This is a genomic window from Rhodococcus sp. Z13_19A, assembly GCF_058133575.1.
Genome location: NZ_JBYUNN010000002.1, coordinates 292,605 through 311,683, shown reverse-complemented (window position 1 = coordinate 311,683; position 19,079 = coordinate 292,605). Strand labels below are relative to the sequence as shown.

The following is a 19,079-nucleotide window of genomic DNA, read 5'->3' as shown; positions in this document are numbered from 1 at the left end:
TGGATGACGACCGCACCTGTGCTGCTGCCGGACCCGGTGCTGCCCGACCACGCCGATGAGCTGACCGGTGCCGTGCACTCCTGGGACATCTCCACCGGGGTGGACGGCCCCGGCACCCGGTTCGTGCTGTTCGTGGCCGGCTGCCCGCTGGCCTGCGCCTACTGCCACAACCCGGACACGCAGATGATGCGCAGCGGCACCCGGCACACGGTGGCGGAGACGATGGACCGCATCGCCCGCTACCGGACGTTCCTCACCACCGCCGGCGGTGGGGTGACCATCTCCGGCGGGGAGCCGCTGCTGCAGCCCGCCTACACCGAGGCGGTGCTGCAGCGGTGCACCGAGCTGGGGCTGCACACCGCGCTGGACACCTCCGGCGCGCTGGGTGCACGGGCCAGCGACGCCCTGCTCGACGCCACCGACCTGGTGCTGCTGGACGTCAAGGCCATCGACCCCGCGCTCTACACCGACCTGACCACCGGGCAGCTGGAGCCGACGCTGCGCTTCGCCGAGCGCCTGGCCGCCCGGGGCCAGCACGTGTGGGTGCGCTTCGTCCTGGTGCCCGGGGTGAACGACGCACCCGAGCACGTGCGGAAGCTGGCGTCCTACGTGGCCTCGCTGGGCAACGTGGAGCGGGTGGACGTGCTCGGCTACCACCTGCTCGGCCGGGAGAAGTACGCCGCGCTGGGCAAGCCCGACCGGCTCGCCGGAGTGCCGGCCGCCACTGCGGCACAGGTGGACTCGGCGCGACAGCGCTTCGCCGACGCGGGGCTGCACGCGCCGTGACCGCTCCGCCGCGCTTTGGCTACAGGTGTGCACCGACGCTGGGTTAGAGTCCGTGGTGCTCGTCACACACAGACAGTCCTCTGTGGCCTCGTGGGCGCTGGGGGCTCCACGATTGGACTCTCATGCGACACCGACGCCGGCTGTTCCAGCTCCCCGTCCTCACCATGGCGGCCGTGGCGCTGACCGCCACCGCCACCGCCGTGCCCGCGCAGGCCGCACCGGCGCCCGCGCCCACCCAGGCAGTCCCGACCGCCCCCACCGCCTGCGCTCCCACCGCGGACTTCTACACCCCGCCGGCGGGGCTGCCCGCCGGCAACGGTGACCTGATCCGCTGCGAGAGCTCGGCGGTGATCACCGACCCGCTCACCCGGGGCACCCTGCCCGCCGCGGCCACCCGGATCATGTACCGCAGCAACGACACCCAGAACCGGGCGATCGCCGTCACCGGCACCGTCTTCTCGCCCACCGCCGCCTGGACCGGCGCCGGCGAGCGACCGCTGGTCACCTACGCGGTGGGCACCATCGGCCAGGGCGACCAGTGCGCGCCGTCGGTGCTGTTCAACCAGGGCCTGCAGTACGAGCTGCTGTTCATCAGCCAGATGCTGGACAAGGGCGTGGCGGTGGTCGTCACCGACTACGAGGGCCTGGGCACGCCCGGCGTGCACACCTACGTGGACCGGGTCTCGCAGGCGCACACCGTGCTCGACGCCGCCCGTGCCGCCCAGCGCACCCCCGGCTCCGGAGTGTCGGCCAGCGCCCCCATCGGCATCTACGGCTACTCCCAGGGCGGCGCCGGATCGGCCTCGGCCGCAGAGATGGCCCCCAGCTACGCCCCCGAGCTGAACCTCAAGGGCGCCGCCGCCGGGGACGCCCCCGCCGACCTGTCCACCGTGGCACCGGCGATCGACGGCAGCACGCTGTCCGGCCTGATCGGCTACTCCATCAACGGCCTGTCCAAGGTCTACCCCGAGCTGGTGCCCGAGCTGGACAGGCTGCTCAACGAGCAGGGCAAGCGGCTGCTGGCCGAGACGCAGAACCAGTGCGTGGGCGAGACCACGCTGCGCTACGCGTTCCAGCAGACCAGCAGCTTCACCGTGAGCGGGCAGCCGGTCGGGTCGTTCCTGGACCAGGAGCCGTTCGTCTCCGCGGTGGCCGCCCAGCGCCTCGGTCGGCTGACCCCCACGGCGCCGGTCTACCTCTTCCAGGGCGCCAACGACGACGTGATCCCCGCGCCGCAGGCCCGTCAGCTGGCGACGGACTGGTGCGCACTGGGCGCCACCGTGCAGTACAACGAGCTGGCCATCCCGCCGGTCTTCCCGGGCACCGGCATCGGCCACGTGCTGCCGGCGGTGCTGGGTGCCGGCGACGCGCTGCGCTGGCTCTACGAGCGCGTCACCGAGGCCACCCCTGCAGCCACCTCGACCTGCGCCGAGCAGGGCTGAGCACCTGAGCAGCCCCCGGAGCCGGTCTGAGCGACCGGCTCGGGGAGGCTGTGCGGGTGCACGTGCAACGGCTGGGCGGCGGGGCGTCCCCCCAGGCGGTGCTGCGCGGGCTGCACCGCCGAGCGCAGCGGCTGGGCGTGCCCGGCCCGGCCGCGCTCACCGGGCAGTGGTTCGGCTCCGCCGCGGTGCTGGCACCCAGCGTGGACGTCACCCCCTGCGACCCGTCCGCCGCCTTCCCCCCGGCCGGTCCCACGCCGGGCCCCGCCGGCGCGATCGGTGGGGGCTGGATCGGCTACCTCGCCTACCCCGACGCCGCGGGCGCAGCGCTCGCGCCCGCGGCGGGCGGCTGGACCAGCTGCGTGCTGCGGCTGGACACCGGCGGCACCTGGTGGTTCGAGAGCCTCACCGGCGAGTCCTGCCCGGCTGAGCTGGCCGCGGTGGTCCGTGCCGGCGCCCCGGAGCAGGCCTGGGCGGTGCGCTGGCAGGCCCCCGACGCCGCCGCCCACCAACAGCGCGTCCGCCAGTGCCGGGCAGCCATCGCCGAGGGCGAGGTGTACCAGGCCTGCGTGTGCACCCGCTTCACCGGTGCGCTGGCCGGCGAGGCGGTGCAGCTGTTCACCGCCGGGGTGCACGCGCAGGACCCGGCGCGGGCGGCCTACCTCGCCGGCGACTGGGGCGCGGTCGTCTCCTTCTCCCCCGAGCTGTTCCTGGCCCGCCACGACCGCGTGGTCAGCTCCAGCCCCATCAAGGGCACGCTGCCCGCGCACCGCAGCGCCACCGACCTGCGCGCCTCGGCCAAGGACGTGGCGGAGAACGTGATGATCGTGGACCTGGTGCGCAACGACCTGGGTCGCGTCTGCCGCCCGGGCAGCATCACCGTCCCCGACCTGCTGGCCGTGCACCCCGCGCCCGGGGTCTGGCACCTGGTCTCCACCGTGCGCGGCGAGCTGCGCCCGGACGTCACCGACGCCGAGCTGCTGGCGGCCACCTTCCCGCCCGCCTCGGTCACCGGCACCCCCAAGGGCCGGGCGCGGCAGCTGCTCGCCGAGTGGGAGGACGGCGCCCGGGGGATCTACTGCGGCACCGTCGGCATGGTCTCGCCGGTGGCCGGCCTCGAGCTCAACGTGGCCATCCGCACCGTGGCGGTGGCCGCCGACGGTGCGGTGGAGCTGGGCGTGGGCGGGGGCATCACCATCGACTCCGACCCGGCGGCGGAGTGGCAGGAGTGCCTGGACAAGGCCGCCGCCACCACCGGGCTGAGCCCCTCCACGCCGCTGGCGCCTCAGTCGCGGGCGGCCAGCACCGCCTCGTAGAGCTCCCGCTTGGAGCCGCCGTTGCGCTCGGTCACCTGCGCGCAGGCGTCCTTCAGCCGCAGCCCGGTGTCCACCAGCTCGTCCACCATCGCCACCAGCTGCTCCATCGCGGGCGGGCCGGCGGGCGCGGCGCCGGCGAGCACCACGGTGATCTCCCCGCGTACCCCCTCCGCCGCCCACTCGGCCAGCTCGCCGAGGGTGCCGCGGCGCACCTCCTCGTAGGTCTTGGTCAGCTCCCGGCACACCGCGGCGCGGCGGTCGGCGCCGAGCACCGCCACCGCGTCAGCGAGGCAGTCGGCCAGCCGGTGCGGGGCCTCGAAGAACACGCACGCCCGCTCCTCCGCGCGCAGCTGGGCCAGCCAGGTGCGCCGGGCGCTGGACTTGCGCGGGGGGAAGCCGTCGAAGCAGAACCGCTCGCACGGGATGGCGGACAGCGCCAGCGCCGTGGTCACCGCCGAGGGCCCGGGCAGGCAGGTGACCGGCAGGTCCTCCGCCACGCACGCCGCCACCAGCCGGTAGCCGGGGTCGCTCACCGACGGCATGCCCGCGTCGGTCACCAGCAGCACCGTGCGCCCGGCCGCCACCTCGGCCACCAGGGCCGGGGCCTTGGCCGTCTCCACCGCGTCGTAGAAGCTCACCACCCGCCCGGCGATGCGCACGTCCAGCGCCGAGGCCAGCTGCTTGGTGCGGCGGGTGTCCTCGGCGGCCACCACGTCGGCGGTGGCCAGGGCCTCGCGCAGCCGGGCCGAGGCGTCACCGGCCTGGCCCATCGGGGTGGCGGCGAGCACCAGGCGCCCGGGCGCGCGTTCAGCGGAGGTGCTCGAGGGGCCTTCGGTGGTCACCGGTAGAGCCTACGATTGCCGGGTGACCCTGCTGGCCGACGCGGTACCCGACCGAGCGCGCACCAGCCCCCTCCGCCCCTCCTGGCGCGACGACCCGCCCACCGACCGGCTGCGCGGCTGGGTGGTCACCCTGGTGCTCACCGCCATCGCCGCGTTCACCCGCTTCTACCGGCTGGGCAGCCCCACCGACGGCGGCACGCCCATCTTCGACGAGAAGCACTACGTGCCGCAGGCCCACCAGGCGCTCACCAACGGCGGGCTGGAGGACAACCCCGGCTACGAGCTGGTGGTGCACCCCCCGGTAGCCAAGCAGCTGATCGCCGCCGGGGAGTGGATCTTCGGCTACAACGCGGTGGGCTGGCGGTTCGCCTCCGCCGTGGCCGGGGTGGTGCTGGTGCTGCTGGTCGTCCGCATCGTGCGGCGGATGACCCGCTCCACGCTGCTCGGCGGGGTGGCCGGGATCCTGCTCATCTGCGACGGCATGTCGTTCGTGTCCTCGCGGGTGGGGATGCTGGACATCTTCCTGGCCCTGTTCGTGGTGGCCGCCCTGGGCTGCCTGGTGGTCGACCGCGACCAGGTCCGGGCCCGGATGCGCACGGTGGTGGAGCAGGGACGCATCGGCGACTCCCCGTGGGGGCCGCGCCTGGGCGTGCGCTGGTGGCGCCTGGGCGCCGGGGTGATGCTCGGCATCTCCTGCGGCACCAAGTGGAACGGCGCCTTCTTCATCGTGTTCTACGGCCTGCTCTGCGTGGGCATGGACGTCGCCGCCCGGCGCAGCGCCGGCGTGCAGCGCCCGTGGGTGGGCACCCTGGTGCGCGACGTCGGCCCGGCGCTCTACGCCCTGGTCGCTATCCCGCTGCTGGTGTACCTGGCCACCTGGTGGGCGTGGTTCGGCAGCGAGACCGGCATCGACCGCTGGGTGGTGGGGCAGAAGGTCGGCACCGGCGGCCCGTTCGGCTTCGTGCCCGACGCGCTGCGCGCGCTCTGGTACTACAGCGGCCACGTGCTCAGCTTCCACTCCAACCTGGTGACCCCGGCGGGCAGCCCGCACCCCTACGAGTCCAAGCCGTGGACGTGGCCGATGGGGCTGCGGCCGATGCTCTACGCCTACTCCGCGGGCCCGGACGTCAGCGGCTGCGGGGCGGCCAGCTGCGTGTCCGCGGTGATGCTGGTGGGCACCCCGGCCCTGTGGTGGCTGGCGCTGCCGGTGCTGGCCTGGTCGCTGTGGCGGGCGGTGTTCGGCCGCGACTGGCGCTACACCGTGGTGCTGGTGGGCTACGGCGCGGCGTTCCTGCCCTGGTTCACCAACCTGGACCGGCAGATGTACTTCTTCTACGCCATGGCGATGGCGCCGTTCCTGGTCATGGCCGTCACGCTGGTGCTCGGCGACGTCCTCGGCCGGGCCCGCGCCGGCCTGGAGCGCCGCCGCACCGGTCTGCTGGTGGTGTGCCTGTACGTGGGCCTGGTGGTGGCCAACTTCGCGTGGCTCTACCCCATCCTCACCGGGGTGCCCATCACCGAGTCGCACTGGCAGAACGAGCTCTGGCTGCCCAGCTGGCGCTAGCCCAGCTACAGCCGCCAGGGCTCCCAGCTGCCGGCCGGGGTGCGCACCGCGGTGGCCGCGGCCACCCCGTCCAGCACCGCCAGCCGCACCGCCTCGGCGGCGGCGGCCTGCAGCGCCACCAGCGCCTGCACCCGCTGCACCCTGCTCCCCCCCGGCAGCGGCACCGCCCCGGTGGCCAGGGCGAAGATGGTGTCGCCGTCGCTCATCGTGTGCGCCACGTCCAGCGCGCGGGCCAGCCCGTCGTGGGCGGCGGTGGCGGTGCGCGAGGCCTCCGCCGGGTCGAGGGCGGCGTCGGTGGCCACCACGGCCAGGGTGGTGTTCAGCGCCTGCGTGGCCAGGGGGTGGATCGCCGTGCCCTCGCCCGCCTCCGGCGGCTGGCCCACGGCCGGGCTGCCGGCGGCGTTCACCACGGCGATCGCGCCCACCACCGCTCCCCCGGCCTCGGGCCCCAGCGTCACCGAGGCGGTGCCCACCCCGCCCTTGGCGCTGCCCCGGGCGATGAGCGCCCCGGTGCCCGCGCCCACGCAGCCGCGCGCCACGGGGGCGTGGTCGTCGGTGGCCGCGGCCGCAGCTGCGGCGGCGTGACCCATCTCGGCGTCCGGGCGGGCGGTGAACTCCCCGCCCCGGCCCAGGTCGAACAGCGCCGCCGCCGGCACGATGGGCACCACCTGGTGCGGCTGCGGGCCCACCGGGAAGCCCCGGCCGTGCTCCTCGCACCAGCGCTGCACCCCGTGCGCGGTCACCAGGCCGTAGGCGCTGCCACCGGTGAGCACCACGGCGTCGGCGGTGGGCACCAGCGTCCGCGGGTCCAGCGCATCGGTCTCGTGCGTGCCGGGCCCACCGCCGCGCACGTCCACCCCGGCCACCGTGCCCGGCGGCGGCAGCACCACGGTCACCCCGGTCAGCCAGCCGTCCCCGGTGCGCTGGGCGTGACCCACCCGCACCCCGGTGACGTCGGTGATGCCCGTGCTGGTCGTGCTGGCCTTGTCTGCAGGGCTATCGGTCAAGTCGGTCATGTCGGGAAACTACCGCCCAGCACCCCGCGGGCTGTTCGTGTCGCGGGGCGTCACGGCCCTCCCTAGCCTGGTCGGCACGGGAGCAGCTGTGACACGTCGGACCAGTCGGAGGCCAGTCGATGAACGTTTCTCGCACGGGCACGGGGGCGCCGGTGGTGCTGGTGCACGGCCTCGGGTCGAGCCTGGGCACCTGGGACCGCATCGTCGGCCCGCTGGCCGAGGAGCGCGAGGTCATCGCCGTCGACCTGCCCGGCTTCGGCAAGACCCCGCCACTGCTGGGCGAGGTCTCCGTGGCCACCCTCACCGACGCCCTGGCCGACTTCCTGCGGGAGGAGGGCCTGGCGGAGGCCGCGCTGGTGGGCAGCTCGCTGGGGGCGCGGATGGTGCTGGAGCTGGCCCGCCGCGGGCACCAGGGCACCGTGGTGGCGCTGGACCCGGGCGGCTTCTGGAACGCCCAGCAGGCCCGCTTCCTCAAGGGCAGCCTCATCGCCTCCATCGGCCTGGTCCGCCGCATCCAGCCGGCGCTGCCCCGGCTGAGCACCAGCGCCGCCGGCCGCAGCGTGCTGCTGGCCCAGTTCGCCGCGGCGCCGTGGAAGCTGCCTGCCGAGCTGGTGCTGCAGGAGCTGCAGGGCTTCACCGCGGAGGCCTCCCCGTCCCTGGACGAGGCGCTGCACGCCCTCGCCGAGGGGCCGCTGCAGGCGGGCGCCGACCCGAGCGTCCCGCACGGCACGGTGGTGCTGGGCTGGGGCCGGCAGGACCGGGTGACGCTGCCCAGCCAGGCCGCCGTCGCCGCCGAGCGCTTCCCGTCGGCCACGCTGCACTGGTTCGACCGCTGCGGGCACTTCCCCCACTGGGACAGCCCCGAGGAGACCACCCGGCTGATCCTGCAGAGCACCAGCTGAGACGCACGGAGGGGTTCCGCCATGAGTGCTGCCAACCGGGGCATGGTCGACCTGCCCGAGATGCCGCTGGACTGGCACCGGGCGCTGGCCATCGCCGCCCACCCCGACGACCTGGAGTACGGCGCCGCCGGCGCGGTGGCCACCTGGGTGCAGGCCGGCAAGGAGGTGGTCTACCTGCTGGTCACCCGGGGCGAGGCGGGCATGGCCAGCCTGGACCCGGAGGCCACCGGCCCGTTGCGGGAGGCCGAGCAGCGCGCCGCCGCCGCGCAGGTTGGCGTGCACACCGTGGAGTTCCTGGAGGGCTACAGCGACGGCGTGGTGGAGTACGGCATCGCGCTGCGCCACGACCTCGCCGCTCGCATCCGCCACTACCAGCCCGACCTGGTGCTCACCGGCAGCCACCGCGACACCTGGCCCTCGGGCGGGTGGAACTTCGCCGACCACCGCGCGGTCGGGCTGGCCACCATGGACGCCGTCGCCGACGCGGGCAACCGGTGGATCTTCCGCGACGCCGGCGAGCCGTGGAGCCCGCGGCTGGTGGCGGTGGTCGGCTCTCCGCGTCCCACCCACTGCCTGGACGTCTCGGCCACCACCGAGCTGGCGGTGGCCTCGCTGGCCGAGCACCGCGCCTACCTGGCCGAGCTGGGCCTGGACGCCCGCGGCGTGCTGGCGCAGGTGATGCCCAACCCCAACGTCGCCGCCTTCGAGATCTTCGGCGCCTAGCCGGGAGCACCACCCGGCCGGCGGTCAGGACTTGGCGGCGGTGGTGGCGCCCCGCACGTGCAGGTCGCCCAGGAGCTCCTGGGTCGCCGCGGTGACGGCGTCCACGGCGCGGTCGAACACCTCGGCGTTCACCTTGGCCGGGGAGCGCATGCCGCTGATCTTGCGGACGTACTGCAGGGCGGCGGCCCGCACGTCGTCGTCCGTGACATCCTCGGCGTAGGGCGGGCGGAGCGTCTTGATGCTGCGGCACATGTGGCCAGCGTAGGGACGCACGCGCCGCTTGCCCACCCCCTGACCAGGGCATTCACCACTGGTGCCCACCCACCACCGAAGGGAAGCTGATGGCTGAGCAGATCGCGGGAGTCACCGTTCCGGACACCCAGCTGGTGGCGGAGGCGACCGAGCTGGTGCGCACCGCCACGTCCGACCTGCTCTACCACCACTCCCGGCGGGTGTTCCTCTTCGGCAGCCTGCAGGGCGAGCGCCGCGGCCTGCGTCCAGACCCGGAGCTGCTCTACGTAGGCGCCATGTTCCACGACCTGGGCCTCACCGACACCTACCGCAGCCCCGACCAGCGCTTCGAGGTGGACGGCGCCGACGAGGCTCGCCGCTTCCTCACCGCCCACGGCCTGGACACCGACGCCGTGCGCCGGGTGTGGACGGCCATTGCGCTGCACACCACCCCGGGCATCCCCGAGCACCTGGAGCCGGAGGTGGCGCTGGTGACGGCGGGCGTGGAGACCGACGTGCTGGGCATCGGCTTCCACGACCTCGACGCGGCGCAGCTGGAGGCCGTCACCGCCGCGCACCCGCGCCCGGACTTCAAGCGGCAGATCCTGCAGGCCTTCACCCACGGCTTCGCCGACCGGCCCGACACCACGTTCGGCACCGTCAACGCCGACGTACTGGCACACTTCGTCCCCGGGTTCGTCCGCACCGACTTCGTCGAGGTGATCGAGGCCAACCCCTGGCCCGAGTAGGAGCCGGGGTCCACCGGAACGGGAGGTCGACGTGCGGGTAATGGTCGCGGGAGCCACGGGCGTGCTGGGCACCCCGCTGCTGCCCCAGCTGACGGCGGCGGGCCACGAGGTGCTCGCCCTGGCCCGCCCGAGCAGCCGGGTGCAGGCACTGGGGGCGCGCCGCGGGGTCACCGTGGTTCCGGCCGACGCCCTGGACCGCGAGGGGCTGACCCGCGCCGTGCGCGACGCCGCCCCGGACGCGGTGGTGCACCTGCTGACGGCGATCCCCGCCGAGATCGACCCGCGCCGGATGGGCCAGGCCTTCGCCACCACCAACAAGCTGCGCACCGAGGGCACCCACACCCTGCTCGACGCCGCGGACACTGCGGGCGTGCAGCGGGTGGTCGCCCAGAGCATCGCCTTCGGCTACGACCCCCGCGGCGCGGGGCTGGCCACCGAGGACACCGCGCTCTGGCCGCGACCGGCACGTCAGTTCGCCAGCGTGCTCGCCGCGGTACAGGAGCTGGAGCAGCGCACCGCGCAGTCCGGTGGGCTGGTGCTGCGCCTGGGGCACCTCTACGGGCCCGGCTCGGCCTTCGGCCTGAACGGTTCGTTCACCAGCCAGGTGCGCGCCCGCAGCCTGCCCATCGTGGGCAGCGGTGATGCGGTGTTCTCCTTCATCCACGCCCGCGACGCCGCAGCCGCGGTGGTGGCCGCGCTGGACAGCCAGGTCACCGGGGCGCTGAACATCGTCGACGACGACCCCGCGGCGACGCGGGAGTGGATCCCCGAGCTGGCCCAGGTGCTCGGCGCCCCGGAGCCGCGGCACATCCCGGCGCTGGTGGCCCGGCTGGCGGTCGGCGCCTGGGGCGTGGCCTTCATGACGGCGCTGCGCGGGGCCGACAACAGCCGCGCCAAGGAGCTGCTGGGCTGGCAGCCCGGGTACTCGTCCTGGCGCGAGGGCTTTGCCGCAGAGCTGTCTGCCGACGACCGCTAGCCGGTGGCCACTGGCTCAGGCTGACCCGAGGCCCGCGACGAACGGCACGATGGTGCGCTCGACCAGCGCTCGCCGATCGGGGTGGGGCAGCACGAGGCACTGGACGGTGACTCCGTCGATGAGCGCGAGGAGCGTCGAGGCCTGCTCGTCGGTGAGTCCGTGGTCGGCGAACCAGGAACGGAGCTCGCGATCGAGCTGGGCCGAGACCGCCGCCAGCTCGGGGTCGACAGCCGAGAGGGCGGCGTAGGCGAGCCACACGCGAGCGCGGCGCTCGCGTCGGTCGTCCAGGGGCAGCCACTGCTGCACGACGTCCATCAGCGTGGTGGCACCGGAGGCCGTCACGTCGGCGAGGAACTGCTCGCCCGCGTGATCGAAGCCGGCGCGCACCAGCTCGCTCTTGGTCCGGTAGTAGTACTGCACCTGCGCCGGTGACACCCCCGCCGCTGCGGCGACGCTGCGGACGCTCAGCGCTCCAACTCCGTGCTCGGCCAGCACGGTCAGCACGGCGTCGAGCAGGCGGGTGACGGCCATCAGTCGTGCGGCCGCCGCGACTGGATCCTCGACCACCCGGTCACCGCGAGCTCGATCGCGCCGAGCACCGCGATCACCAGACCGGCCTGACGCAGACCCACGACCGGGGTCTCGACGTCGCGGAAGACGAAGAACATCGTCAGCCCCCCAATGACCATGACTGCACCGACGACCAGCTCCCAGCCCTGCTTGCTCATGCCCGCTCCTCATCTCTGTTCGACTGTATTGTACGAATGTACAGTGATGAGCGGCTGCGGTCCAGGGTGTGCTGATGGCTTTGACGCGGGCCGGAAAAGCAAAAGGCCCGAACCTCGACCGGCACTTCTGCCGGCAAGGTTCGAGCCTGGTGCACTTCCGGTGGAGCTGAGGGGATTCGAACCCCTGGCCTCCTCGATGCGAACGAGGCGCGCTACCAACTGCGCCACAGCCCCGGGTACTGCGAGCGAAACTCTAGCAGCCCGCTACTGACCCGACGCACGCGGTAGCTCGTACGGGCGGTCGTCCAGCTCGTCGAAGGCGGGGTCCTCGTCGTCGATCTCCAGGACCACGGCCCCCGGGCGACGCAGGCGCTGCGGGACCACGCCGAACTCGTCGTCCTCGGTGGAGTGCACGCCCAGGCGGGCACGGCCCATGCGGGCCATCCGGCGCTCGCGGACGTTCTCCTCGATGCGCACCTGGCGGCGCAGGTAGGCCAGGTAGCCGACCAGGCCCAGGTCGATCAGCACGTGCACGGTCCACAGGCTGCTGAACGCGACACCGGCCAGGACGGCGGTGAGGACTGCGGCGATGAGCAGGCCGAGCACCACGCGCTGGCGGAAGGAGTAGCGGGCCATCCGGGCCACCGCGTCGGCCTCCGGGTCGTACCCGCCGCGGCCGGTGCGCCGGGGCGCCTCGAGCTCACGGTGCTCGTCCTGCTCGTACTGCTCGTGCTCGTCCACCCCGCCCAGGGGCGCGTGGTCAGCCTCGTCCGTCCTGGTGATGGCCAGCACCTGGGTCGGGTGGTCGTGCATGGAGTCGTCCGCTGCTGTCTTGTCCACCACTGTCTCCTCGTGCTCGGGCTGGCGCCAGTCCGGGTTGCTGCGGTGTCCCGCGGCCGGTCCGGGTCGTCGTAGCTTGATGCCGCTGCCGCCCCGGTGCAGCACGCGCGCCGCGAGGGCTCCGTCTCCGGTGCGGCGCACCTCCTGCCGGTACTTGGCCACCATGGGGACCAGCACCGCCAGCCATGCCGCGACGAGACCGACAAAGATCAGCGAGCTCGGCACGGCAACCACCCCCGGGAGCTAAACGACATCAGTGTAAGCACGGTAGTCAGGTGCACCCCGCGGGCGCGACAGGCGCGCCGGGTGTCGCGAGACACGCCGCGCCGTGTCGCACGACACGCCGTGCAGCAGCGGCGTTTTCAGCTCCACTGCGGCATTAGCTCCACTGCGGCATTAGCTCCATTGGGCACGGCCGGAGTGCACCAGCGCCGCGGCGAACCCGCCCACCTGCTCCTCGGCGGTCAGCGCCACCAGCACGTGGTCGCGCCACTCCCCGTCCACGTCGAGGTATCGGCGCAGCAGGCCCTCCTCGCGGAAGCCCACCCGCGCCAGCACCGACCGGCTGGCGGTGTTCTCCGGACGGACGGTGGCCTCCACGCGGTGCAGCCCCACCGGGCCGAAGCAGTGGTCCAGGGTGAGCGCCAGGGCCGCGGTGGCCACTCCCCCGCCGGTGAGCGGGGTGGCCACCCAGTAGCCCACCCAGGCCGACAGCAGCGCACCCCGCACCACGTTGCCCACGGTGATCTGCCCGGCCAGCTCGCCGTCCACCTCGATGGCGAAGGGCAGCAGCGTGCCGTGCCGGGCCGAGCCCCGCATGGCCGAGCACACCAGCGGCCAGCTGGACACGCTGTTGCGGGCGCGCCACGGACCGACGCCGGTGGGCTCCCACGGCAGCAGCTGCGCCTCGTCCCGGGTGCGGACGTGGCTCCAGGCGGCGGCGTCGCGCAGCCGGATGGGCCGCACCCGCACCTGCCCGGCCCGCACCCGCACCGGACCGAGCCGAGCGGGCCACCCGGGATGGCGGTCGCTGGTGCGTCGGTCGCGCACGCTCACCGCCGGGTGCCTAGGCCCGCTGGGCCAGGAACGCGACCTTGACCTCGTCGCCGGTGCGCACCTCGGTGACGTCGGGATCCACCAGCACCAGGCAGTTGGCCTCGGCGAGGGTGGCCAGCAGGTGCGAGGACGACCCCGGGGCGCCGCCGAGGGCCTGCACCAGGTAGTCCCCCGTGGCCTCGTCGCGCATCAGCTGCCCACGGAGGTACCCGCGGCGGCCGGCGATGGAGGTCACCGGGGCCACGGTGCGAGCCATGACGATCCGGCGCATCGGGTTGCGCTTGCCCAGCGCCACGCGGACCAGCGGGCGCACCATCACCTCGAACACCACCAGGGCGCTGACGGGGTTGGCGGGCAGCAGGAAGGTGGGGACCTTCTCGTCGCCCAGGCGGCCGAAGCCCTGCACGGAGCCGGGGTGCATGGCCACCCGGTCCACCGTCACCTCGCCGAGGTCGGCGAGCACCTCGCGGACCTGCTCGGAGGCGTTGCCGCCCACGGCGCCGGAGATCACCACGATCTCGGAGCGGATGAGCTGGCCCTCCACCACGTCACGCAGCTTGCGGGGGTCGCCGGTGGCGATGCCCACCCGGGTGACGGTGGCGCCGGCGTCGCGGGCCGCCGCGGCCAGCGCGTAGGAGTTCACGTCGTAGACCTGCCCGGAGCCGGGCGAGCGGTCGATGTCCACCAGCTCACCGCCCACCGAGATCACGGCCAGCCGCGGGCGCGGGTGCACCAGCACCTTGTTCTTGCCCACGGCGGCCAGCAGACCCACCTGCGCGGCGCCGATCACCGTGCCCGAGCGCACCGCCACGTCGCCGGGCTGGACGTCGTCACCGATGTGGCGCACGAAGTCGCCGGAGCGCACGGGCTTCTTCACGGTGAGCCGGGCGGCGTTGCCGTCGGTCCAGCTCAGCGGCAGCACCGCGTCGGCCAGGGTGGGCAGCGGGGCGCCGGTGTCCACCCGCACGGCCTGGCGGGGCTGCAGCCGGGTGGGCTGGCGCGAGCCGGCGTTGACCTCGCCGACCACCGGGAGGGTGACCGGGGTGGCCCCGACCTCCTTGGGGTCCTTGGGCAGCTGCACGTCGATGCTGCGCACCGCGTAGCCGTCGATGGCGGCCTGGTCGAAGCCGGGCAGCGGGTTCTCCGCCACCACTTCCTCGGCGCACAGCAGTCCCTGGGCCTCCGAGATCGCCACCCGGACCGGCCGCGGGCGCACCGCGGACTCCAGCACGCGGGCGCGCTGCTCGTCGACAGACTTCACGACGGGCTGCCCTGCGCGAGCCGCTCCTGCAGGTACTCCCGCAGCCCGGGGCCGTAGGTGTCGTCCTGCAGCGCGTAGTCCACGGCCGCGCGCAGGTAGCCACCCGGGTTGCCCAGGTCGTGGCGGCCGCCGCGGTGCACCACCACGTGCACGGGGTGACCCTCCTCGATGAGCAGCGCGATGGCGTCGGTGAGCTGCAGCTCGCCGCCGGCGCCGGGGGTGATGCGGCGCAGCGCGTCGAACACCGCGCGGTCGAGCAGGTAGCGCCCGGCCGCGGCCAGGGTGGACGGAGCGTCCTCGGGGGCAGGCTTCTCCACCATGCCGACCACGCGCTGCACGTCCGGTCCGTCCCCGCTGTCCTCCACGGTGAACACGCCGTAGGCGGACACCTGGTCCTCGGGCACGTCGAAGGCGCAGAGCACGGTGCCGCCGTGGCGGGCGCGGACGTCGGCCATCGCGGTGAGCACGCCGTTGGGCAGCACCAGGTCGTCGGGCAGCAGGACGGCCACGGCCTGGTCGTCGTCGGTGAGCTCATCCTCGGCGCAGCCGACCGCGTGGCCCAGCCCCAGGGCCTCCTCCTGCAGGACCGACGACACCTCCAGCAGCGACGGCGCGCGCAGCACCTTCTCCAGCTGGGCGGTCTTGCCGCGCTCGCGCAGCGTCTCCTCCAGCTCGGGGTCGGGGTGGAAGTAGTCGACCACGCTCTCCTTGCCCGGCGAGCTCACGATCAGCAGGCGCGTGGCCCCGGCCTCGGCCGCCTCGGAGGCCACCAGCTCGATCCCCGGCGTGTCCACCACCGGCAGCAGCTCTTTGGGTACAGCCTTGGTGGCGGGAAGGAATCGGGTGCCGAGCCCAGCCGCCGGGACGATGGCCGTCCTGAACTGGGGTGGCTTAGCAGCGCTGCTCATGGCGCTCACCTTATCGGCGTGCGCGGCCAACCCCCGGCAATGATGGTCGGATGAGTGGGAACGACGACGTGACAGCCGCTTCGACGGCACCAGATCTCGACAAGTCCGCTTGGCGCACACGGGTGCTGGCCGCACGGCGCGCGCTCGACGGGCGGGTCCGCGACACCGAGGCCGACCTGCTCAGCCAGCACGTGCTGACGGTCGCCGACGGCTGCGCCGTGCTCGCCGCCTACGTGCCGGTGGGCACCGAGCCCGGCTCCCTGGCGATGCTCGACGCCGTGCGGGCCCAGGGCACCCGGGTGCTGCTTCCGCTGACCGGCGCGGCCGGGGACCCGCTGGACTGGGCGGAGTACGAGGGCGCCGACCGGCTGGTGCCGGCCGCCCACCGCCTGCGGGAGCCGGCCGCGCCCGCGTTGGGCCCGCACGCGATCGCCCAGGCCGAGGTGGTGCTGCTGCCGGCGCTGGCCGTGGACCGGGCCGGCACCCGGCTGGGTCGGGGAGCCGGCTGCTACGACCGCTCGCTGCCCCTGGCCAGCCCGAGCGCCCGGCTGGTGGCCGTGGTGCGGGCGGCGGAGGTGGTGGCGCGACTGCCGCGTGAGCAGCACGACATCCCCGTCAGCGCGGCCCTCACGCCTGCGGGACTGATTCGCCTGGGCAACGCGTTGTAACATGCGTGTTGGCACTCCGGCTGTGGGAGTGCCAGCGGCGTACCCCGCACCGCCACAGCAGACCTTTCGCGGAGGACCTACGTGCCCACCTACTCCTACGCCTGCACCGAGTGCGGCCACCGCTTCGACGCTGTGCAGTCGTTCACCGATGCCAACCTCACCGAGTGCCCGCAGTGCACCGGCAAGCTCCGCAAGCTCTTCAACTCCGTGGGTATCGTGTTCAAGGGCAGCGGCTTCTACCGCACCGACAGCCGCGCGGGTGCCGTCCCCAGCGGGGAGAAGGCCACCTCCTCCTCGGCGTCCACCGACAGCAGCACCGCCTCGACCCCGTCGAGCAGCACCACCACCGGCAAGAGCGACTCGGCCACCAGCAAGCCGGCCAGCACCACGCCCAGCGCCAGCTGACCCCTCACCCAGCTCCCGGCGGGAGGCGAGACGACATGGCTCGCGACATGCAGATCACCTACGACTGCGCTGACCCGGCCGGGTTGGCCGCGTTCTGGGCCGAGGCGCTCGGCTACCGGCTGCAGGACCCGCCGGGCGACTTCACCTCGTGGGAGCAGGCGCTGGAGGCGTGGGGCGTGCCCGCCGAGCACCGCAACGACGCCTCCGCGGTGGTCGACCCCGACGGTGCCGGTCCGCGGTTGTTCTTCCAGCGGGTGCCCGAGCCCAAGCAGGCCAAGAACCGGGTGCACCTGGACGTGCGCGCTGCCCCCGGGCTGGAGGGCGAGGAGCGGATGGCGGCCCTGGAGGCCGAGGCCGAGCGGCTCACCGTGCTCGGCGCCCGCCGGCTGCAGCGCCACGAGCCCGCTCCCCCGATGAACGCCGGCCACCTGGTGCTGGCCGACCCCGAGGGCAACGAGTTCTGCCTCGACTGACCGGCCTTTCTCGCGGCCTGTCCACAGCCGGCCGCCGCCCTGCACAGCGCGGTGGCAGCGGCCCCGGCCTCGGCCACCCCGCACCTAGCGTGCCGGTGAGCGCCTGCGTGGGCGCAGGGACGAGGCAGCCATGGCCAACCACACCAGCGGTCGTCGCCGCCCCGCGGCCCGCAGGCCCGCCCCGGCGACCCGCGGGCCCGCCCCGGCGACCCGCGGGCCCGCCCCGGCGACCCGCGGGCCCGCCCTGGTGACACGGGCCGAGGCCCGGGCGCCGCAGCGGCGGCTGCGCGCGAGCAACCTGGCGCCGCTGTGGCGGGAGCGGCTGGCCGAGCTGAGCAGACCCGGCTGGGCGCGCACCGCCGCCGTCCGGCGCGTGGTGGCCGCCCTGCTGGTGCTGCTGGCCGGGGCGCTGGCGCTGCGGGGCGACCCGGGCACCGCCGGCACCGCGGTGCTGGTCGCCACCCGGGACCTGCCACCGGGTCATGTGCTGGGCGACGCGGACCTGCAGGTGGTGCACCGCCCGGCCCAGCAGCTGCCCACCGGTGCCCTGGCGCTGGCCAGCGACGCCACCGGACGCGCCCTGGCGGCCGCGGTGCGCAGCGGGGAGCAGCTCACCGACGTGCGGCTGCTGGGACCGGCCCTGGCGGTGGCCGCCACCGGCGACGCCGCCACCACCGCGGTGCCCCTCCGGCTGCCCGACGCCGACGTGGCCGACCTGCTGCACCCCGGCGACACCGTGGACGTCCTGGGCCTCGGCGGCACGCGGGGTGCGGTGACGGTGGTGGCCACCGACGCCACGGTGCTCAGCGTGCCGCCGGCCGACCCCAAGCGCCGCTCCGAGGGGCGGCTGGTGGTGCTGGCCCTGCCGGCCGAGCAGGCGGGAGCGGTCGCGGCGGCTTCCCTTTCCGAGTCGCTCACCATTACATTCCACTGACCGCGAGGCACGTCCACCGGCCGCGGGACCTGTTGCCACAGTGAGGGAGAGCAGTGCTCAAGGGGTTCAAGGACTTCATCATGAAGGGCAACGTCATCGACCTGTCGGTGGCCGTGGTGATCGGCGCTGCCTTCTCCGCCATCGTCACCTCCTTCACCACCCACCTGATCAACCCGTTCATCGCGGCGGTGGGCGGCGCCAACGCCAACGGGCTGGGCTTTCAGCTGGTGGCGGGCAACCCCAAGACGGTGGTGGACGTCGGCGCGGTGATCACCGCGGGCATCAACTTCCTCATCGTCGCCGCCGTCGTCTACTTCCTGCTGGTGGTGCCCATGCACCGGCTGCAGGAGCGCCGCCGGAAGGGCGTGGAGGCGGGGCCGGACAAGCCGACCGACGTCGCGCTGCTCACCGAGATCCGGGACCTGCTCGCCGCCCAGCAGCGCGCCAGCGAGGCCGAGCCGCAGACCCGGGCCGCCGCCGGCACCCCCTAGAGCGAGCGGAGCAGCCGCTCAGCCGTGGTGCGGCGGCACGTTGCGGCGCAGCTCCTCGTCGTTGCCACCGGCCGAGCTCTCCGCGGCCGGGCCGCGCTCGTCGCGGGTGGTCTCCGGCAGCACGTCACCGAAGATGCGCTGCCGCCGTTCCCGGGCCCGGCGCCGCTCCGCCGCCGCCTCGTCGGCGGGGGCGGAGCGGTCGGGGCGAGCGTCAGCCACGGCTCAGGCGTCGAGACCGGAGAGCTCGGAGATGACGTGCCCGACCAGCGGGGTGAGCGTGGCCATCCCGTCGCGCACGGCGGAGCGGGAGCCAGCGAGGTTGACCACCAGGGTGCTGCCGGAGACGCCGACGAGCCCGCGGGACAGGCAGGCGTCCACCGAGCCGGCGGCCAGGCCGGACGCGCGCAGCGCCTCGGCGATGCCGGGGATGGAGCGGTCCAGCACGCCGGAGGTCGCGTCCGGGGTGACGTCGCGCGGGGAGACGCCGGTGCCACCGACGGTGACCACCAGGTCCACCCCGCCGATCACCGCGGTGTTCAGCGCGTTGCGGATCTCCACCGGGTCGGCGGCCACCGCCACGGTGGCGTCCACGTGGAAGCCGGCCTCGCTCAGCAGCTCGGAGACCAACGGGCCGTTGGTGTCCGGCTCGTCTCGGCTGGCGGTCCGATCGTTGACGATGACCACCAGTGCGCGTCCCAGGCGGGAGTCCTCCATGTCCATGAGGCTCACCGTAGTGCCCTCCTCGACAAGCGCCGGGACGAGGTCGAGCGT

Annotated in this window: 23 protein-coding genes, 1 tRNA gene and 1 pseudogene; 13 read left to right on the top strand and 12 right to left on the bottom strand. The window is 74.2% G+C overall.

The annotated features are described in order from the left end of the window. Positions 1-3: 3 nt before the first annotated feature. From pflA to AC3YNX_RS08165, 3 genes are all read left to right on the top strand, one after another. Positions 4-786, top strand: coding sequence for a pyruvate formate-lyase-activating protein (gene pflA, locus AC3YNX_RS08175; RefSeq protein WP_127782140.1), 783 nt, complete (start codon positions 4-6; stop codon positions 784-786). Positions 787-908: 122 nt separating this feature from the next. Beyond that, positions 909-2,228, top strand: coding sequence for a lipase family protein (locus AC3YNX_RS08170; protein ID WP_489995162.1), 1,320 nt, complete (start codon positions 909-911; stop codon positions 2,226-2,228). 56 nt (positions 2,229-2,284) lie between these two features. Then, entirely contained in the window at positions 2,285-3,541 is a 1,257-nt protein-coding gene (locus AC3YNX_RS08165) for an aminodeoxychorismate synthase component I (protein WP_489995161.1), read from the top strand. Here AC3YNX_RS08165 and rsmI read toward each other — a convergent pair. Further along, on the bottom strand, positions 3,511-4,383 hold the full coding sequence (rsmI, locus tag AC3YNX_RS08160) for a 16S rRNA (cytidine(1402)-2'-O)-methyltransferase (RefSeq protein WP_489983686.1): 873 nt from the start codon (positions 4,381-4,383) through the stop codon (positions 3,511-3,513). The two genes, AC3YNX_RS08165 and rsmI, sit on opposite strands and share 31 nt — an antisense overlap. 56 nt (positions 4,384-4,439) lie before the next feature. On the opposite strand from rsmI, the pseudogene AC3YNX_RS08155 reads away from it, so the two are divergent. Next, positions 4,440-5,947 (top strand): annotated as a pseudogene (locus AC3YNX_RS08155) (dolichyl-phosphate-mannose--protein mannosyltransferase); the annotation flags it as partial. 5 nt (positions 5,948-5,952) lie between these two features. On the opposite strand, the gene AC3YNX_RS08150 reads toward AC3YNX_RS08155, so the two are convergent. Continuing rightward, complete coding sequence (locus tag AC3YNX_RS08150) at positions 5,953-6,963, bottom strand: P1 family peptidase (protein ID WP_489995160.1); 1,011 nt, start codon at positions 6,961-6,963, stop codon at positions 5,953-5,955. A gap of 119 nt (positions 6,964-7,082) precedes the next feature. Here AC3YNX_RS08150 and AC3YNX_RS08145 point away from each other — a divergent pair, with 119 nt between their 5' ends. Together AC3YNX_RS08145 and AC3YNX_RS08140 are read left to right on the top strand one after the other, a co-directional pair. Continuing rightward, positions 7,083-7,865, top strand: a complete 783-nt coding sequence (locus tag AC3YNX_RS08145) for an alpha/beta fold hydrolase (protein ID WP_127782136.1) — start codon at positions 7,083-7,085, stop codon at positions 7,863-7,865. Between the two features lie 21 nt (positions 7,866-7,886). Next, entirely contained in the window at positions 7,887-8,588 is a 702-nt protein-coding gene (locus tag AC3YNX_RS08140) for a PIG-L deacetylase family protein (protein ID WP_489995159.1), read from the top strand. Between the two features lie 24 nt (positions 8,589-8,612). Here the strand turns inward: AC3YNX_RS08140 and AC3YNX_RS08135 are convergent, their stop codons facing one another. Further along, positions 8,613-8,840, bottom strand: a complete 228-nt coding sequence (locus AC3YNX_RS08135) for a DUF2277 domain-containing protein (protein WP_489983684.1) — start codon at positions 8,838-8,840, stop codon at positions 8,613-8,615. Positions 8,841-8,929: 89 nt separating this feature from the next. On the opposite strand from AC3YNX_RS08135, the gene AC3YNX_RS08130 reads away from it, so the two are divergent. Together AC3YNX_RS08130 and AC3YNX_RS08125 are read left to right on the top strand one after the other, a co-directional pair. After that, entirely contained in the window at positions 8,930-9,568 is a 639-nt protein-coding gene (locus AC3YNX_RS08130; RefSeq protein WP_489995158.1) for an HD domain-containing protein, read from the top strand. A 40-nt stretch (positions 9,569-9,608) separates the two neighbouring features. After that, positions 9,609-10,544, top strand: coding sequence for an NAD-dependent epimerase/dehydratase family protein (locus AC3YNX_RS08125; RefSeq protein ID WP_489995494.1), 936 nt, complete (start codon positions 9,609-9,611; stop codon positions 10,542-10,544). Between the two features lie 15 nt (positions 10,545-10,559). Here AC3YNX_RS08125 and AC3YNX_RS08120 read toward each other — a convergent pair whose 3' ends face one another. From AC3YNX_RS08120 to AC3YNX_RS08090, 7 genes are all read right to left on the bottom strand, one after another. Further along, complete coding sequence (locus AC3YNX_RS08120) at positions 10,560-11,111, bottom strand: TetR/AcrR family transcriptional regulator (protein ID WP_489995157.1); 552 nt, start codon at positions 11,109-11,111, stop codon at positions 10,560-10,562. Further along, positions 11,075-11,272 carry a DUF5708 family protein gene (locus tag AC3YNX_RS08115; RefSeq protein WP_164860568.1) on the bottom strand — a complete coding sequence of 66 codons (198 nt, stop codon included), beginning with the start codon at positions 11,270-11,272 and terminating at the stop codon, positions 11,075-11,077. Before AC3YNX_RS08115 ends, AC3YNX_RS08120 begins: the two co-directional genes overlap by 37 nt. 161 nt (positions 11,273-11,433) lie before the next feature. Further along, a tRNA-Ala gene (locus tag AC3YNX_RS08110) sits at positions 11,434-11,506 on the bottom strand. A 30-nt stretch (positions 11,507-11,536) separates the two neighbouring features. Then, positions 11,537-12,337, bottom strand: coding sequence for a divisome protein SepX/GlpR (gene sepX / locus AC3YNX_RS08105; protein ID WP_127782131.1), 801 nt, complete (start codon positions 12,335-12,337; stop codon positions 11,537-11,539). A 171-nt stretch (positions 12,338-12,508) separates the two neighbouring features. After that, positions 12,509-13,168: a GNAT family N-acetyltransferase gene (locus tag AC3YNX_RS08100; RefSeq protein ID WP_489995156.1), complete on the bottom strand. Its 660-nt coding sequence runs from the start codon at positions 13,166-13,168 to the stop codon at positions 12,509-12,511. Positions 13,169-13,178: 10 nt separating this feature from the next. Beyond that, positions 13,179-14,429, bottom strand: coding sequence for a molybdotransferase-like divisome protein Glp (gene glp, locus AC3YNX_RS08095; RefSeq protein WP_127782130.1), 1,251 nt, complete (start codon positions 14,427-14,429; stop codon positions 13,179-13,181). Then, complete coding sequence (locus tag AC3YNX_RS08090) at positions 14,426-15,337, bottom strand: UTP--glucose-1-phosphate uridylyltransferase (RefSeq protein WP_489995155.1); 912 nt, start codon at positions 15,335-15,337, stop codon at positions 14,426-14,428. The genes glp and AC3YNX_RS08090 overlap by 4 nt, the downstream gene beginning before the upstream one ends. A gap of 68 nt (positions 15,338-15,405) precedes the next feature. On the opposite strand from AC3YNX_RS08090, the gene AC3YNX_RS08085 reads away from it, so the two are divergent. The 5 genes from AC3YNX_RS08085 (at position 15,406) to mscL (ending at position 18,308) form a co-directional block, all read left to right on the top strand. Next, on the top strand, positions 15,406-16,005 hold the full coding sequence (locus AC3YNX_RS08085) for a 5-formyltetrahydrofolate cyclo-ligase (protein WP_489995154.1): 600 nt from the start codon (positions 15,406-15,408) through the stop codon (positions 16,003-16,005). Positions 16,006-16,086: 81 nt separating this feature from the next. Further along, positions 16,087-16,410, top strand: coding sequence for an FmdB family zinc ribbon protein (locus tag AC3YNX_RS08080; protein ID WP_489995153.1), 324 nt, complete (start codon positions 16,087-16,089; stop codon positions 16,408-16,410). A 35-nt stretch (positions 16,411-16,445) separates the two neighbouring features. Continuing rightward, the gene (locus tag AC3YNX_RS08075; protein WP_489995152.1) at positions 16,446-16,883 is read left to right on the top strand and encodes a VOC family protein; all 438 of its coding nucleotides are present in this window, start codon (positions 16,446-16,448) and stop codon (positions 16,881-16,883) included. A gap of 130 nt (positions 16,884-17,013) precedes the next feature. After that, positions 17,014-17,817 (top strand): SAF domain-containing protein, encoded by an 804-nt coding sequence (locus tag AC3YNX_RS08070; protein ID WP_489995151.1) that lies wholly within the window; start codon positions 17,014-17,016, stop codon positions 17,815-17,817. A gap of 53 nt (positions 17,818-17,870) precedes the next feature. After that, on the top strand, positions 17,871-18,308 hold the full coding sequence (mscL, locus tag AC3YNX_RS08065; protein WP_489995150.1) for a large conductance mechanosensitive channel protein MscL: 438 nt from the start codon (positions 17,871-17,873) through the stop codon (positions 18,306-18,308). A gap of 18 nt (positions 18,309-18,326) precedes the next feature. Here the strand turns inward: mscL and AC3YNX_RS08060 are convergent, their stop codons facing one another. Both AC3YNX_RS08060 and AC3YNX_RS08055 read right to left on the bottom strand, forming a co-directional pair. Beyond that, on the bottom strand, positions 18,327-18,527 hold the full coding sequence (locus tag AC3YNX_RS08060) for a hypothetical protein (protein WP_489983672.1): 201 nt from the start codon (positions 18,525-18,527) through the stop codon (positions 18,327-18,329). 3 nt (positions 18,528-18,530) lie between these two features. Next, entirely contained in the window at positions 18,531-19,028 is a 498-nt protein-coding gene (locus tag AC3YNX_RS08055; protein WP_206518176.1) for a MogA/MoaB family molybdenum cofactor biosynthesis protein, read from the bottom strand. Between the last annotated feature and the right edge of the window lie 51 nt (positions 19,029-19,079).

Coding starts and splice junctions, on each gene's coding strand:
- AC3YNX_RS08115 (WP_164860568.1), bottom strand. CDS start 11,272: ATGAGCAAGCAGGGCTGGGAGCTGGTCGTCGGTGCAGTCATGGTCATT.
- AC3YNX_RS08135 (WP_489983684.1), bottom strand. CDS start 8,840: ATGTGCCGCAGCATCAAGACGCTCCGCCCGCCCTACGCCGAGGATGTC.
- AC3YNX_RS08150 (WP_489995160.1), bottom strand. CDS start 6,963: ATGACCGACTTGACCGATAGCCCTGCAGACAAGGCCAGCACGACCAGC.
- AC3YNX_RS08075 (WP_489995152.1), top strand. CDS start 16,446: ATGGCTCGCGACATGCAGATCACCTACGACTGCGCTGACCCGGCCGGG.
- AC3YNX_RS08145 (WP_127782136.1), top strand. CDS start 7,083: ATGAACGTTTCTCGCACGGGCACGGGGGCGCCGGTGGTGCTGGTGCAC.
- pflA (WP_127782140.1), top strand. CDS start 4: ATGACGACCGCACCTGTGCTGCTGCCGGACCCGGTGCTGCCCGACCAC.
- AC3YNX_RS08170 (WP_489995162.1), top strand. CDS start 909: ATGCGACACCGACGCCGGCTGTTCCAGCTCCCCGTCCTCACCATGGCG.
- AC3YNX_RS08140 (WP_489995159.1), top strand. CDS start 7,887: ATGAGTGCTGCCAACCGGGGCATGGTCGACCTGCCCGAGATGCCGCTG.
- AC3YNX_RS08125 (WP_489995494.1), top strand. CDS start 9,609: ATGGTCGCGGGAGCCACGGGCGTGCTGGGCACCCCGCTGCTGCCCCAG.
- AC3YNX_RS08070 (WP_489995151.1), top strand. CDS start 17,014: ATGGCCAACCACACCAGCGGTCGTCGCCGCCCCGCGGCCCGCAGGCCC.
- AC3YNX_RS08055 (WP_206518176.1), bottom strand. CDS start 19,028: ATGGACATGGAGGACTCCCGCCTGGGACGCGCACTGGTGGTCATCGTC.
- AC3YNX_RS08130 (WP_489995158.1), top strand. CDS start 8,930: ATGGCTGAGCAGATCGCGGGAGTCACCGTTCCGGACACCCAGCTGGTG.
- AC3YNX_RS08090 (WP_489995155.1), bottom strand. CDS start 15,337: ATGAGCAGCGCTGCTAAGCCACCCCAGTTCAGGACGGCCATCGTCCCG.